The following is a 14,057-nucleotide window of genomic DNA, read 5'->3' as shown; positions in this document are numbered from 1 at the left end:
AAGCGCAAATAACTACCACTGCTAGTTTTTCGCGCCGATCCGCCGGAGGCCCCGCCATGTCCGCACCGCCGTCCTCGACGCTTCCGCCGTTCGACCCCAGTGACCCCCTGGGCCTCGACGATCTGCTGACCGACGAGGACCGCGCCGTACGGGACACCGTCCGCCGGTGGGCCGCCGACCGGGTGCTGCCGCAGATCGCCGACTGGTACGAGCGCGGCGAACTGCCCGGCATCCGCGAACTCGCCCGTGAGCTCGGCTCCCTCGGCGCGCTCGGAATGTCCCTGACCGGCTACGGCTGCGCGGGCGCCTCCGCCGTCCAGTACGGGCTGGCCTGTCTGGAGCTGGAGGCCGCCGACTCCGGTATCCGCTCGCTGGTCTCCGTCCAGGGCTCGCTCGCCATGTACGCGATCTGGCGCTTCGGCTCCGAGGAGCAGAAGCAGCAGTGGCTGCCGCGGATGGCGGCCGGCGAGATCATCGGCTGCTTCGGGCTGACCGAGCCCGACATCGGCTCCGACCCCGCCGCGATGCGGACGTACGCCAAGCGCGACGGCGGGGACTGGGTGCTCAACGGGCGCAAGATGTGGATCACCAATGGCTCGGTCGCCGGTGTCGCGGTCGTCTGGGCGCAGACGGACGAGGGCATCCGCGGCTTCGTGGTCCCCACCGGCAGCCCCGGCTTCTCGGCCCCCGAGATCACCCATAAGTGGTCCCTGCGCGCCTCGGTGACCAGCGAACTCGTCATGGACGACGTACGGCTGCCGGCCGACGCGGTGCTCCCGGAGGTCACCGGACTGCGCGGCCCCCTCGGCTGCCTCAGCCACGCCCGCTACGGCATCGTCTGGGGCTCCATGGGAGCCGCGCGCGCCAGCTTCGAGGCGGCACTGGACTACGCGAGGACACGGGAGCAGTTCGGCAAGCCGATCGGCGGCTTCCAGCTCACCCAGGCCAAGCTCGCCGACATGGCGGTCGAACTGCACAAGGGGATCCTGCTGGCCCACCATCTGGGGCGGCGGATGGACGCGGGGCGGCTGCGCCCCGAGCAGATCAGCTTCGGCAAGCTGAACAACGTACGGGAGGCGATCGAGATCTGCCGCACGGCCCGGACGATTCTCGGTGCCAACGGGATCTCGCTGGAGTACCCCGTCATGCGGCATGCGACCAACCTCGAATCGGTGCTCACCTACGAGGGCACCGTCGAGATGCACCAGCTGGTGCTGGGCAAGGCGCTCACCGGCCTGGACGCCTTCCGGTGAGCGGCCTCGCCCGTTGAGCGGGGCGATGCCTCAGCCGGGGGCCGGTGCGCCGGTGGCGGTCCCGCGGGCGCCCGGACCCCGTCCGGACAGCCGCGGGACGGCTCAACTCTGGTTGAAGAAACCGCCGTTGCGGTGGCCGCGGGCCTCCCCGCTGACCACCTTGTAGTCGGCGGGGGTCAGCAGGAACACACGGGTGGCGACCCGCTCGATCGAACCGCGCAGGCCGAAGGTCAGGCCGGCCGCGAAGTCCACCACACGCTTGGCGTCGGCGGACTCCATGGCCGTCAGATTGACGATCACCGGCACGCCGTCCCGGAACAGTTCGCCGATGCCACGGGCGTCCCGGAAGCTCTCCGGGGAGACCGTGGCGATGCGGGTGCCCTGGTCCTGGGCGGCCTCGTCGGCCACTCGGACCCGGGGGTCGGTGACCCAGGGGCTGTCGCCCGAGTCACCGGCATCGGGTCCCTCGGCGTAGTCGTCGTCGTAGTAGCGCTCGTCATCACTGTCGTCGACGAGGCCAAGCCAGGCACTCGCCTTGCGCACCGATCCCATTGACGCCTCCTCTCACCCGCGGTCTCTGCGTGTCCGCCCCTATCGTCGTTCATGAGGCGGAGGGTGTGCCAAGTGGATAGCCGCCGCACGGGGGGTTCGTGACACATCTGGTGCAAAGAGGGTGGCGCAGCATCAGCTCACGCGCCCCGTAAGGAAACTGACAGTACGACGAACATCACGGTCGGTACTCTATCGGGTGAGCGGGGCCCGTGAGGGCAAGAAAACGGAGCGGACCCCCGGGTCGGTTCGTGCACGGGACCAGGGCAAATGCCAGTGGACTCGGCGGAGGGTCACGGGATAGCCCGATGATCGGGAGACTGGCCCATCGGAGGGGTGTTGACGCCGGGGTGGATTCCGACCTGTGTCCACCGGACCCGCTTCCCTCGAAAGTTGAGCGAGCCGATTGTCCGACGATGACGGCCGGAGCGCGGCATTCCGGGTGGGTTTCACGCCCCCCGGCCGGGGGGCCGGGCGCATCGTTCGCGCCACGTTCCGCCGCCTCCCGGATCGTGGTGCCGAAGGGGCCCGGCGGGCGGGGCGGAACCGCATCGTCCGCCGATCCGTCCCATCCGCGACCGAGGGGGTCAGCGCCGCCCCGGCAGCCGTCAAGGTGGCTGCCGGGGCGGAGTGTTGGGGAACGGCGGTGGGATTGCGGCCGTGTGTCGGGTGTGAGACATCGGTGCGGACCTCTTGCGCCGCGGGGGTGGTGCGGCCGAGACTCCGCTCAGCGCTTGTCAGGGGCACGCCGAAAATGAACGTGCGGATTCCTGTGTGCCCTTTGGCTGCGCCTCACCGGCCGCCCACCGGCGGCCCCCGATCCCCTCGGAGGAATCAGTGAGGAACGAGCGCACCACCCCCCGCAGCGGCGTGGCGAGACGCACCCGGCTGATCGCCGTGGCGTCCGGACTGGTGGCCATCGGTGCCATCGCCGTCCCGGCCGCCAACGCACAGAACCCCGCTCCCGCCCAGAAGTTCAGCGCCGCCCAGCTCTCCGCCGCCGGGAACGCGGTACGTGCCGCGGATGTCCCGGGCACCGCCTGGCGGGGCGACAGCGCGACCGGCACTCTGGTCGTCACCGCCGACCGCACGGTCTCCCGGGCCGAGATCGCCAGGATCGAGCGGGCCGCGGGCAGTAACGCCGACGCGGTCCGCATCGACCGCATCGCGGGCACCTTCCGCAAGTTCATCTCCGGCGGCGACGCCATCTACGCACCCAGCTGGCGCTGCTCGCTCGGCTTCAACGTCCGCAGCGGCAGCACCTATTACTTCCTGACGGCCGGTCACTGCACCGACGGCAACCCGCCGTGGTACACCAACTCCTCGCGCACCACGAGCATCGGTCCGACCGCCGGCTCCAGCTTCCCCGGCAACGACTACGGCATCGTGAAGTACACGAACTCCTCCGTGGCCCACGCCGGCACGGTCGGCAGCCAGGACATCACCAGCGCCGGCACCCCGAGCGTCGGCCAGTCGGTCACCCGCCGGGGCTCCACCACCGGTACCCACAGCGGCAAGGTCACGGCACTGAACGCCACCGTGAACTACGGCGGCGGCGACATCGTCTCCGGCCTCATCCAGACCACGGTCTGCGCCGAGCCCGGTGACAGCGGCGGCCCCCTCTACTCCGGGACCAAGGCGCTCGGCCTCACCTCCGGGGGCAGCGGTGACTGCACCTCCGGTGGCACCACGTTCTTCCAGCCGGTCACCGAGGCGCTGAGCGCGTACGGCGTGAGCGTTTACTGACGCCGGCCGGCTGAGTCCGTACGGCCCGGGATCGCGCGGCCCGGGCCCGTACGGCGAGATCCCCGCACGAACGCCGGAGGCGGCTCCGGCGGTATGACGGCCCCCGTCCGCCGGCGGACGGGGGCCCGGCCGTGTCCGCCAGGAGCCTCGACCGCCTTCCGGGCCGGGCATACCATGGTAAACAGCGCGATTCGGACGCGTGCGGCACATCTTCAGGGGGCCGTGATGGTCGAAGAACTGGTGACGGCCGGGGTGGCACTGGCCTGCACGGGCACGGTGTATCTCATGGCGGCGGCGCGGGTGGTCAAGCAGTACGAACGCGGTGTGGTGCTGCGGCTGGGGCGGCTGGCCTCCGAGGTGCGCGACCCCGGGTTCACCATGATCGTTCCGATCATCGACCGGATGCGCAAGGTCAATATGCAGATCGTCACGATGCCGGTGCCCGCCCAGGAGGGCATCACCCGCGACAACGTCACGGTGCGGGTCGACGCGGTCGTCTACTTCAAGGTCGTGGACGCCGCCGACGCGGTCATCCGGGTCGAGGACTACCGCTTCGCGGTCTCCCAGATGGCGCAGACCTCACTGCGGTCGATCATCGGCAAGAGCGAGCTGGACGATCTGCTGTCGAACCGCGAGAAGCTCAATCAGGGCCTGGAGCTGATGATGGACAGCCCGGCCATCGGCTGGGGAGTGACCGTCGACCGGGTGGAGATCAAGGATGTCTCGCTGCCGGAGACGATGAAGCGGTCGATGGCCCGCCAGGCGGAGGCCACCCGCGACCGGCGGGCCCGGGTGATCAACGCGGACGCCGAGCTCCAGGCGTCGAGGAAGCTCGCCGAGGCGGCCGAGGCGATGTCCGACCAGCCCGCGGCGCTGCAACTGCGACTGCTGCAGACCGTGGTGGCGGTCGCCGCCGAGAAGAATTCCACCCTTGTCCTGCCTTTCCCGGTCGAACTGCTGCGGTTCCTGGAGCGCTCCGGGCTCCAGGCCCAGGCGCAGACCGCGGCCGCCGAGGCCGAGCGGGACGGTGTGCAGCGGCCTGCCCCGAAGGCGCCCCGGCCGTCGCGTACGGCCGTCGAGCACGGTGCGGAGGACTCGCTGCCGCCGGAGCTGGCGGACCTCCCGCCGGTGGAGGATCTCCCGTAGACCTCCCTCGCGCATGAGGGTCTGAGGCGGGCGCCGGCTGCCTTTCCGGTGTGCCACTGAATGCCGTATGTACCCCTTGGTTCGGGTATATACGGCCTTTTCGTTGGGTCGGGGGGCGGTTCCCGGCCGGTGTTTTCCGGCCAGCTATAGTCCTCACACGTTGCCGTCCGCCGCGCGCTCCGCGTGCCCGCTGATGTCCGCACTCGGGCCGAGGTGCGCGGATATCGGTGTGTCCTTCGTGTGGCGAAGTGGTGAACTCCCGCATGTGAGACCGGAACTCGGTCTTGTGCGCGAGTGAGGCGGATGGGAATACTCGGCTGCACCTTGGCATGGACGCGACTCCCCGAGCCGCCGCTCCGCGAGGTGGAACCGTGCCAGTCCTGATCCCTCACTCTCCGGGCCCGGGCAACTCCCCACAGTTTCCGGGCTCTTCCCCCCACGGGAGGCCCTGAGTTGAAGCACCGACGCATACCCAACCGGCGCGCCGTCATAGCGGGCGCCGGTGCGCTCGCCCTCGCCGCCACCGCCACCGTCGCCCTCGCCAACGCCAACGCGTCCCAGGCCCCCGCGCCCAAGCCGACGCTCGCCAAGCTGACCTCGGCGGCGGCGAGCACGCTCGCCTCCCACCTCAAGACGGACACCGCCGGTGCGTTCTATGACGCCAAGGCCAAGAAGCTGGTGGTCAACGTCGTGAACCAGGCGGCGGCCAAGGCCGTGCGGGCGAAGGGGGCGGAAGCCAGACTCGTCAAGCACACCTTCGCCCAGCTCGACTCGGCCCGGCAGACGCTGAAGTCGAAGGCGACCATCCCCGGCACGTCCTGGGGCATCGACCCGCAGAGCAACAAGGTCGTGGTGACCGCCGACCGCACGGTCAAGGGCACCAAGCTGGACCGGCTCACCAAGGTCGCCGAGAGCCTCGGCGACAAGGTCGAGGTCCGCCACAGCAAGGGGCAGTTCAAGCCCTTCATCGGCGGCGGCGACGCGATCTGGGGGAGCGGTGCCCGCTGCTCGCTCGGCTTCAATGTCGTCAAGGACGGCCAGCCGCACTTCCTGACGGCCGGCCACTGCGGCAACGAGATCAAGAGCTGGTCCGACAAGCAGGGCGGCTCGGCGATCGCCACCACCGAGGACTCCAAGTTCCCCGGTGACGACTACTCGCTCGCCAAGTACACCGGCGACACCGCGCACCCGAGCGAGGTCAACCTCTACAACGGCAGCACCCAGAAGATCACCAAGGCCGCGGAGGCCACCGTCGGCGAGAAGGTGCAGCGCAGCGGCAGCACCACCCAGGTGCACGACGGCACGGTCAAGGCGCTGAACGCCAGCGTCAACTACCAGGAGGGCACGGTCGAGGGTCTGATCCAGACCGATGTCTGCGCCGAGCCCGGTGACAGCGGTGGCGCGCTCTTCGACGGCGAGTCCGCCCTCGGTCTCACCTCCGGCGGCAGCGGCGACTGCACCAACGGCGGCGAAACCTTCTTCCAGCCGGTCACCGAGGCCCTGAAGGCCTACGGCGCGGAAATCGGCTGACCCACCGGCACACCCCGCAGCAGCTCGGCGCACGGTGCCGGGCCCCGGATCCGCTCGTCCTCCGGGGCCGGCACCGTCCCGCGGCGCTCAGCCGTCCGTGCCCGGGGCGGCGTTCCGGCCGTCGCCCGGCCCGAACGCCGCCAGTGCCTCCTCGGCGGAATGCCGGGCCCGGACATAGGTATCCGCCCACGCGGCCGCCGACGGAGAGTCCGATTCCCGGGCGATCCGGGCGCAGGCCGCCTCGTGATCGAAGGCCGTATGCCGCAGTGTGACCGCTCCGCCGCCCGGCCCCAGCAGCGCCCAGTGGGCGCCCGGCCGGCCGTACGGCATGCCGACGCTCCCCGGATTGACCACCAGCCGGCCATGGGTGAACCGCACGAACGGCATATGGGTGTGCCCGCAGACCACCGTCCGTACGGCCTCGGGCACCCCCTCCAGCACCTCCGCCCAGCGCTCCGGCCGGGAGTCGACCAGCGCGATCTCGGTGTCGTCGCGCGGGGTGGCATGGCAGAAGAGGACCGGCCCGAGTCCGGCCACCTCCAGCGTCACGGTGGCGGGCAGCGACCCCAGGAACTCCCGCTCTTCCGGGCCGAGTTGACCCGCCGCCCAGGCGTCCATCGGATCCGCCGGTGCGTTCCCCGGCCGGGCGGCGGCCATCTCGCGGTCGGCGTTGCCGCTGATCCACACCGCCCGGTCGCCGAGGGTGCGCAGCCGGGCCAGGGTCTGGCGGGGGAGCGGCCCGGCGAGCAGATCACCGGTCAGCACGATGCGGTCGGCGGCGCGGACATCCGGCTCGGCGAGCACCGCCTCCAGTGCCGGCAGTACGGCATGGATATCGGAGAGCACGGCGACGCCCGTGCCGGTGGGGGAAGCGTCCATGCGCCGAGCGTAGGGACCGCTGACGCTCCCTCGCACGGGAAATCCCCGGGCACCACTGTCCGGTGCCCGGGGATTTCCGGTGTGAGGGAGCGGTCAGAAGTCGAAGACCGCGCCCATGCCGTCGGCCATCGCGCAGGAGTTGGCGAAGGTGTAGGTGTACGAGACCCGCTTGCCCTGGTACACGCCGTCGGCGGTGACCACGAAGGGGTTCCATTCCCTGGTGCACAGCCGGTCGGACGGGGCGGTGGTCACCGCGTTGAAGTCACCGGCCACCGTGCGCAGTTCGGCGCAGGCGGCTTTCGGGTTCGGGTGGCTGCCGGTCGCCCCCGGCATACAGTTGAGCGTCACGGCGCGCTGCACCGTGGCGGTCGCGCGGCTTTCGCCCTGGCCGGCCGTCAGCACCAGTGCCGTGGGGGCGTAGAGCCCGCCGGTCCGCGTGGGCTGCGCCGGTGCGGCGGCCTGCGCGGTGGTGGCGAGCGTGCCCAGGACCAGTGCCGCGCCGAGCGCGACCGCCCCAGTGATGTACCGCATGACGAACACTCCCTTGCTCGAAGGTGCAGATACCGGACGGGAGTCTGGCCCAACCGCACCCCGAAAGCATCTTGAGTGGGCAAGGAGCGATCGCTTTGAGTCGTTAGATGAAAGCTGAGAGTAATGGCGCGAACCGGCCGGAGGTGGTGCCGGGCGGCCGGGGTGAAGCGGTGTGCGGCCAGCGCGGATGCCGCCGTTGGCATGCCCCGGGCAAACGCCACTCAGCCACGTAACGAAGGGATTCGGCCGCCGACCGGTCGTTCGGGCGGGGTTCGATCTCCGGCGATTGGCTGAAGAGGGGGGCCGGAGGCTGCCTCCGTGCTGCCCGGGACGCGCGTAAAGGTAAGAACCGGCCGCCCGCCGGTCGCCTTACCGGTCCGGTGTGGCCGTCGCGGGGCCCGCCCTCACCCGCTCCGGCCGCCCGTCGCGGCGTCCTCCCCGCCCTTCTTGCGGAAGATCGACAGAGCCAGGGTGAGCAGCGTGCCGCCCACCGCCCAGGCGGCGAGTACCAGGAGCGGGCCGGTGATCGCGTTGCCGCGGAAGTAGGCGAGGGAGCGTGCCGTCCAGGTGCCCGCGCCCGGTGGGAGCGCCGGGCCGATGGCGCGCCAGAACGGGGGCAGCAGCGGGTAGGGGTAGGCGCCGCCCGCACTCGGGTTGCCGAGGATGACGATCAGCAGGATCGCCAGGCCGATGCCGACGATGCCCAGCAGGGCCTGGCAGGCCAGGGTGGTGGCGCCCACCGCGAAGACGGTCAGCGCGCCCAGTCCCCACAGTCCGAAGAAGGTGCCGGGCAGGGCGCCGAGGACCGGTCCGACGATGATCGCGCCGGCCAGCCCGGCGGCGAGCGCGTAGACGGTGAGCGCGGCCAGCCGGATGACCGCCCGGTGTCCGTTCGAGGGGCGCGCCCCGGCGCTGATCGCGAGGATCGCGGCACACAGATAGCCGCCGACGCACCAGCCGACGACGAGGTAGAAGGACGACAGGCTGCGGCTGTCGCCCGCGGCGGCGGGGGCCACCTCGACCGTGCGTACGGTGCGGTGTTCGGCCTTCTCGGCCGAGCGGACGACCAGTTCGACCGCCTGGGCGAGGGAGGCGCCGCCACCACTGGCGACCAGCAGCCGGTCGGTGCTCCCGCGGGGGCTGACGATCAGTGCGCCGTCGATCGTCCGGTTCGCGAGCTGCTGCCGGGCGGCCCGTTCGGAGGGCAGTGCGCGCGGGTCCAGGGGAGAGCCGGGCAGTCGGTCCAGTTTGCCCACCAGTTGCCCCCTGACCTGCGGGGGAGCGACGACGCCCAGCGGTACATCGGTCGGTGCGGGGTGGTGGAAGGCGCCGGTGTACGACGTGATGAACGCGATCATCAGCCCCAGGACGCCGAGCACCAGCAGCGAGGCATGGGGTGTCACCGCGCTCTTCACCTCCCCGAGGAAGGTGGTGCGGGTGCCGTCGTCCGTCGTGGCCATGACTCGCTCCTCGCCACACTTCGGCTGCCGGTCCGGTGCTTTTGTTCCCTTATCTTCCGGTTGGCGGCAGAGGTGTGCAGATCGGTGGGGCTGATCGGCGGATCGGTGACCGGCCTCCCGGCATGTCTTCGTACGAATGTTCGATGCGCGGGTTATGGTGGAGAGGAGGAACGGGGGACGCAAGGTCAGCCGGGGGGCGGATGAGGTGCAGGAGGTGCGGATGCCAGGGTTCACGCATCTGCACACCGCTTCGGGGTTCTCCCTGCGCTATGGCGCCTCCCACCCGGAGCGGCTCGCCGAGCGCGCCGCCGAGCGCGGCATGGACGCCCTCGCACTGACCGACCGGGACGGGCTCTCCGGGGCCGTACGGTTCGCCAAGGCCGCGGCCGAAGCCGGTATCCGCCCGCTGTTCGGCAGCGAACTCGCCGTGGCGGAGCGCGTGTCGGCGCCCACGCCCACCGCGCGCCGCCGCACCCCGGTGCGCGGCGGTGCCTTCCTCGACGAGTCCGCCGCCCGCGCCGTCTTCCTGGCCCGCGAGGGTGCGGCCGGCTGGGCCGTCCTGTGCCGGCTGGTCTCGGCCGCCCACGCCGGACAGGGGGAGCAGCCCGTTCTCCCGTGGAGTGCCCTGGAGGCCGCCACGGACGGGCTGACCGTGCTGCTCGGACCGGACTCCGAGGTCGGCCGGGCGCTGGCCGCCGGCCGCCCGGACCGCGCCGTGCGGCTCCTCGGCCCCTGGCGGGAGCTGTACGGCGAGGCGCTGCGCCTGGAGGTCGTCGACCACGGCCGGCCCGGCAGCGGCCCCGGCTCCCCGCGGCTGGCCGCCCGTACCCTCGGCTTCGCCGTCGACCAGGGCCTCCGTGCCGTCCTGACCAACGCGGTCCGCTATGCCGACCCCGGCCAGGGCCCGGTCGCCGATGTCCTGGACTCTGCCCGCCGTCTGGTGCCGGTGGACCGGCACCGGCCCGAGGCCCGGGACAGCGGCGAACGCTGGCTCAAGGACGGCGCCACGATGAGCCACACCGCCGAGCGGATCGCCGAGGCGGCCGGCTTCCGGCGCGGCCTGGCCCACCGGCTGCTCGCCATGACCGAGGAGACCGCCGGGGAGTGCCTGGTCGACCCGCAGGACGACATCGGGCTCGGCCGGATCCACTTCCCCGAGCCGCGGCTGGTCGGCGCGGGCCACCGCACCGCCGCCCGGGTGCTGCGCTCGCGCTGCGCCGCCGGGATGGTGCTGCGCGGCTACGACCACGACCGTGAACGCTGGGCGCGGCTGCACGACGAGCTGCGCACGATCGAACGGCTCGGCTACCCCTCGTACTTCCTGACGGTCGCTCAAGTCGTGGACGACATACGGGAGATGGGCATCCGGGTCGCGGCCCGCGGGTCCGGCGCCGGCTCCCTGGTCAACCACCTCCTGGGCATCGCACACGCCGATCCGGTCGAGCACGGACTGCTGATGGAGCGCTTCCTGTCCGAACGGCGGGCGGCGCTGCCGGACATCGACATCGACGTCGAGTCCGCCCGCCGGCTGGAGGTCTACCGCGCGATCTTCGACCGGTTCGGCGCGGAGCGGGTCGCCACGGTCTCGATGCCCGAGACCTATCGCGTCCGGCACGCCGTACGGGACGTGGGCGCCGCCCTGGGCATGGACCCGGCGCAGGTGGACCGGCTGGCCAAGGCATTCCCGCACATCCGCGCCCGGGACGCCCGGGCCGCGCTGGCCGAGCTGCCGGAGCTGCGCGGGGTGCGGGAGGCCGGCGGCGAGCAGCTGTGGCCGCTGGTCGAGGCGCTGGACGCACTGCCGCGCGGGATCGCCATGCACCCGTGCGGGGTGCTGCTCTCCGACGCCACGCTGCTGGACCGGACGCCGGTCGTCCCGACCAGCGGCGAGGGCTTCGCCATGTCGCAGTTCGACAAGGACGACGTGGAGGAGATGGGGCTGCTCAAGCTCGATGTGCTGGGCGTGCGGATGCAGTCCGCGATGGCGCACGCGGTCGCCGAGATCGGCCGGGCCACGGGGCGCCGGATCGATCTCGACGACCCCGCACAGGTGCCGCCCGGGGACCCGGCCACCTACGACCTGATCCGTTCGACCGAGACGCTCGGCTGCTTCCAGATCGAGTCGCCGGGCCAGCGCGATCTGGTCGGCCGGTTGCAGCCCGCCACCTTCCACGATCTGGTCGTCGACATCTCCCTGTTCCGGCCGGGACCGGTCGCCGCCGATATGGTGCGGCCCTTCATCGAGGCCCGGCACGGCCGTAAGGCGATCCGCTATCCGCACCCCGATCTGGAGGGACCGCTGCGTGAGACCTATGGGGTGGTGGTGTTCCACGAGCAGATCATCGAGCTGCTGCGGATCATGACGGGCTGCGGGCGGGACGAGGGCGACGAGAAGCGGCGGGCGCTGTCGCATCCGGAGCTCCAGGGCCGGGTGCGCGCCTGGTTCGCGCAGCGCGCCGAGCGGCGCGGATACGCCCCCGACGTGATCGCGCGTACCTGGGAGATCGTCGAGGCCTTCGGCTCGTACGGCTTCTGCAAGGCGCATGCGGTGGCCTTCGCGGTGCCGACCTACCAGTCCGCCTGGCTCAAGGCGCATCACCCCGCGGCCTTCTACGCCGGGCTGCTCACCCATGACCCGGGGATGTATCCGAAGCGGCTGCTGCTCGCGGACGCGCGGCGGCGCGGGGTGCCGGTGCTGCCGCTGGATGTGAACCGGTCGGCGGTCGCTCATCGAATCGAACTGGTGTCCGGCGCCCGTGGCGGCGGCCCGGGGGGCTCCGCGGTCTGGGGCCTGCGGCTCGCGCTCAGTGATGTGCACGGGATGAGTGAGGCCGAGGCGCGGCGGATCGAGGCCGGGCAGCCCTACCACTCGCTACAGGACCTGTGGCAGCGCGCCCGGCCGGGCCGTCCGGTGGCCGAACGCCTCGCCCGGGTGGGCGCGTTGGACGCCTTCGGGGCGAACCGGCGGGACCTGCTGCTGTATGTCGCCGAGCTGCACCACCACGGACGGCAGGCGCCCGGCGGCCAGTTGACGCTGCCCGGCCGGGCCCTCGACGGCGCGGACACGGAACCGGTCGATCCGGTCGAGCCGGCCGGGCTGCCCGACCTCAGCGAGGTCGAACGGCTCAGCGCCGAGCTGGGCGTCCTCGGTATGGACGCCTCCCGTCATCTGATGGCCGACCACCGGGAGTTCCTCACGGAGCTGGGCGCGCTGCCGGCCCGGCTGCTGCGCAGCGCCCGGCACGGCGAGACGGTGCTGGTCGCCGGGGCCAAGGCGGCCACCCAGACGCCGCCGATCCGCTCCGGCCGCCGGGTCATCTTCACCACCCTGGACGACAGCACCGGGCTGGTCGACTGCGCCTTCTTCGACGACAGCCATGCGGCCTGTGCGCACACGATCTTCCACTCCTGGCTGCTGCTGGTGCGCGGCACGGTCCAGCGGCGCGGTCCGCGCAGCCTCAGCGTGGTCGGCGCCGCCGCCTGGAACCTCGCCGAGCTGGCCGAACTGCGCCGTGAGGGCGGCCTGGAGGCGGTCGCCGCCCGGCTCGCGGAGGTGCCGGACACGGGCGCGGCCGAGGCGGGCACGGGGCCGGCCGGGGCGGACACCCCGTCGGCGGAGCCGGACGCGCCGGCGGCGGAGCCGGGCCAGGGACCCGGCGAGGAGTCCGGGACGGACCGGGAGCCCGAGCCGGCCGCCGCCCCCGGCCGCACCATCCGGCTGACCACCGGCTATGAGCTGCACCCGTGGGCCGACCTCCAGCCCCCCGGCGAACGCGCCGCCACCGGACGCAAGTTGTGGCACTCCAGCCCGGGGAGCGCGGGATGACCCCCCGCTCGGTGCCGCCCGCCGCGCCGCCGGAGCCGTCCGGTGCCCCGCGGCAGCCGGGCATGCTCCATGTACGGTTCCGGACCGTCGACGGCACCCCCGTGAGCGCCGGGTGCTTTGAGCAACTGCTGGGGCTGCTGGCGCAGTTCACCCCGGTGATCGAGGCGCTGCCGCCGGACGCCGCGCTGGTGGACGTGCGCGGTGCGCTGCGCTACTTCGACCGGGACGCGGTGGGCCTCGCCGAACTCGTGCGGCTGCGCGCCCTGGCCTGGCACGGCGTACGGTGCACGATCGGGATCGGCGCCAACCCGCTGCTCGCCCGGATGGCGGCCCAGGGGGCGGCGCCCGGCGAGATCCGGGCGGTCCCCGAGGGCGCCCCGGCCGTCGCCGCATTCCTCGACCGCCGCCCGGTCTCGGCACTGCACGGCGTCGGCCCGGCGACCGCGCGCGCCCTGAGCGCCTACGGGCTCGACAGCATCGGCCGGATCGCCGCTGCCCCGCCCGCGACCCTCCAGCGGATCCTCGGCGCCAGGACGGGCCGGATCGTGTACGAACGGGCCCGCGGGATCGACCCGACGCCGGTGACGCCCAACGCCGCGGCCCGCTCGATGGGCGCCGAACACCGCTTCACCCACGACGAGTTGGACCCGGCCAGGCGCCGCCGGGCGCTGCTCTCGCTCGCCGACGACCTCGGGGCCCGGATGCGTGCGAGCGGGCAGGTGGCCCGCGCGCTCACCCTCACCGTCCGCTATGCCGACCGCTCCACCACCACCCGCACCCGGCGGCTGGACGGGCCGACCGCGCACGGGCCCGCGCTGACCGAGGCGGCCTACGCGCTGCATGCCGCGCTCGGGCTCCAGCGGGCGCGGGTACGGTCGGTGGCACTGCGCGCGGAGGACCTCTGCCGCGCCGAACGCGCCGCGCGCCAGCTGACCTTCGACCCGTCCGACGACAAGGCGCACCGCATCGAGGCCGCCGTCGACCGCGCCAGGGCACGCTTCGGCACCGGAAGCGTACGGCCCGCCGCCACCCTCGGCCAGACAGACCGCACCCCACCGCCCCCGGGCCCGAAGCCCCTCGGGCCCGGGGTCAACCGGCCTTAGCCTGCCGTCGGCCGGTCGGCTCGACCTGCCGGAC

General features: G+C 72.5%; 10 protein-coding genes. 6 read left to right on the top strand and 4 right to left on the bottom strand.

Features of this window, described 5'->3' with window-relative positions; translation table 11 throughout:
• The first annotated feature begins 56 nt into the window (after positions 1-56).
• Positions 57-1,253 carry an acyl-CoA dehydrogenase family protein gene (locus ACZ4XD_RS13875; protein ID WP_468041698.1) on the top strand — a complete coding sequence of 399 codons (1,197 nt, stop codon included), beginning with the start codon at positions 57-59 and terminating at the stop codon, positions 1,251-1,253.
• Between the two features lie 102 nt (positions 1,254-1,355).
• Here the strand turns inward: ACZ4XD_RS13875 and ACZ4XD_RS13870 are convergent, their stop codons facing one another.
• Positions 1,356-1,805 carry a cell division protein SepF gene (locus ACZ4XD_RS13870; RefSeq protein ID WP_468041696.1) on the bottom strand — a complete coding sequence of 150 codons (450 nt, stop codon included), beginning with the start codon at positions 1,803-1,805 and terminating at the stop codon, positions 1,356-1,358.
• Between the two features lie 834 nt (positions 1,806-2,639).
• Here ACZ4XD_RS13870 and ACZ4XD_RS13865 point away from each other — a divergent pair.
• The 3 genes from ACZ4XD_RS13865 (at position 2,640) to ACZ4XD_RS13855 (ending at position 6,224) form a co-directional block, all read left to right on the top strand.
• Positions 2,640-3,548 carry a S1 family peptidase gene (locus ACZ4XD_RS13865; RefSeq protein ID WP_468041693.1) on the top strand — a complete coding sequence of 303 codons (909 nt, stop codon included), beginning with the start codon at positions 2,640-2,642 and terminating at the stop codon, positions 3,546-3,548.
• A 225-nt stretch (positions 3,549-3,773) separates the two neighbouring features.
• The gene (locus ACZ4XD_RS13860) at positions 3,774-4,694 is read left to right on the top strand and encodes a slipin family protein (RefSeq protein WP_468041690.1); all 921 of its coding nucleotides are present in this window, start codon (positions 3,774-3,776) and stop codon (positions 4,692-4,694) included.
• Positions 4,695-5,147: 453 nt separating this feature from the next.
• A complete protein-coding gene (locus tag ACZ4XD_RS13855) occupies positions 5,148-6,224 on the top strand; it encodes a S1 family peptidase (protein WP_468041687.1) in 1,077 nt (358 codons plus the stop codon).
• 87 nt (positions 6,225-6,311) lie between these two features.
• Here the strand turns inward: ACZ4XD_RS13855 and ACZ4XD_RS13850 are convergent, their stop codons facing one another.
• The 3 genes from ACZ4XD_RS13850 to ACZ4XD_RS13840 all read right to left on the bottom strand — a co-directional run bounded on the left by ACZ4XD_RS13850 (position 6,312) and on the right by ACZ4XD_RS13840 (position 9,094).
• Positions 6,312-7,103: a metallophosphoesterase family protein gene (locus tag ACZ4XD_RS13850; RefSeq protein WP_468041684.1), complete on the bottom strand. Its 792-nt coding sequence runs from the start codon at positions 7,101-7,103 to the stop codon at positions 6,312-6,314.
• Positions 7,104-7,196: 93 nt separating this feature from the next.
• Positions 7,197-7,634, bottom strand: coding sequence for a subtilase-type protease inhibitor (locus ACZ4XD_RS13845; protein WP_468041680.1), 438 nt, complete (start codon positions 7,632-7,634; stop codon positions 7,197-7,199).
• A 404-nt stretch (positions 7,635-8,038) separates the two neighbouring features.
• The gene (locus tag ACZ4XD_RS13840; RefSeq protein ID WP_468041678.1) at positions 8,039-9,094 is read right to left on the bottom strand and encodes a DUF3533 domain-containing protein; all 1,056 of its coding nucleotides are present in this window, start codon (positions 9,092-9,094) and stop codon (positions 8,039-8,041) included.
• A gap of 220 nt (positions 9,095-9,314) precedes the next feature.
• On the opposite strand from ACZ4XD_RS13840, the gene ACZ4XD_RS13835 reads away from it, so the two are divergent.
• Both ACZ4XD_RS13835 and ACZ4XD_RS13830 read left to right on the top strand, forming a co-directional pair.
• Complete coding sequence (locus ACZ4XD_RS13835) at positions 9,315-12,920, top strand: DNA polymerase III subunit alpha (RefSeq protein WP_468041675.1); 3,606 nt, start codon at positions 9,315-9,317, stop codon at positions 12,918-12,920.
• Entirely contained in the window at positions 12,917-14,023 is a 1,107-nt protein-coding gene (locus tag ACZ4XD_RS13830; RefSeq protein WP_468041673.1) for a DNA polymerase Y family protein, read from the top strand. Before ACZ4XD_RS13835 ends, ACZ4XD_RS13830 begins: the two co-directional genes overlap by 4 nt.
• The last annotated feature ends 34 nt before the right edge of the window (positions 14,024-14,057 follow it).

The organism is Streptomyces sp. NPDC029466 (assembly GCF_055574515.1).
Note: the sequence above shows the minus strand (reverse complement) of the source record. Positions and strands in the feature narration are given on the sequence as shown.

Coding starts and splice junctions, on each gene's coding strand:
- ACZ4XD_RS13860 (WP_468041690.1), top strand. CDS start 3,774: ATGGTCGAAGAACTGGTGACGGCCGGGGTGGCACTGGCCTGCACGGGC.
- ACZ4XD_RS13840 (WP_468041678.1), bottom strand. CDS start 9,094: ATGGCCACGACGGACGACGGCACCCGCACCACCTTCCTCGGGGAGGTG.
- ACZ4XD_RS13830 (WP_468041673.1), top strand. CDS start 12,917: ATGACCCCCCGCTCGGTGCCGCCCGCCGCGCCGCCGGAGCCGTCCGGT.
- ACZ4XD_RS13850 (WP_468041684.1), bottom strand. CDS start 7,103: ATGGACGCTTCCCCCACCGGCACGGGCGTCGCCGTGCTCTCCGATATC.
- ACZ4XD_RS13835 (WP_468041675.1), top strand. CDS start 9,315: ATGCCAGGGTTCACGCATCTGCACACCGCTTCGGGGTTCTCCCTGCGC.
- ACZ4XD_RS13845 (WP_468041680.1), bottom strand. CDS start 7,634: ATGCGGTACATCACTGGGGCGGTCGCGCTCGGCGCGGCACTGGTCCTG.
- ACZ4XD_RS13870 (WP_468041696.1), bottom strand. CDS start 1,805: ATGGGATCGGTGCGCAAGGCGAGTGCCTGGCTTGGCCTCGTCGACGAC.
- ACZ4XD_RS13875 (WP_468041698.1), top strand. CDS start 57: ATGTCCGCACCGCCGTCCTCGACGCTTCCGCCGTTCGACCCCAGTGAC.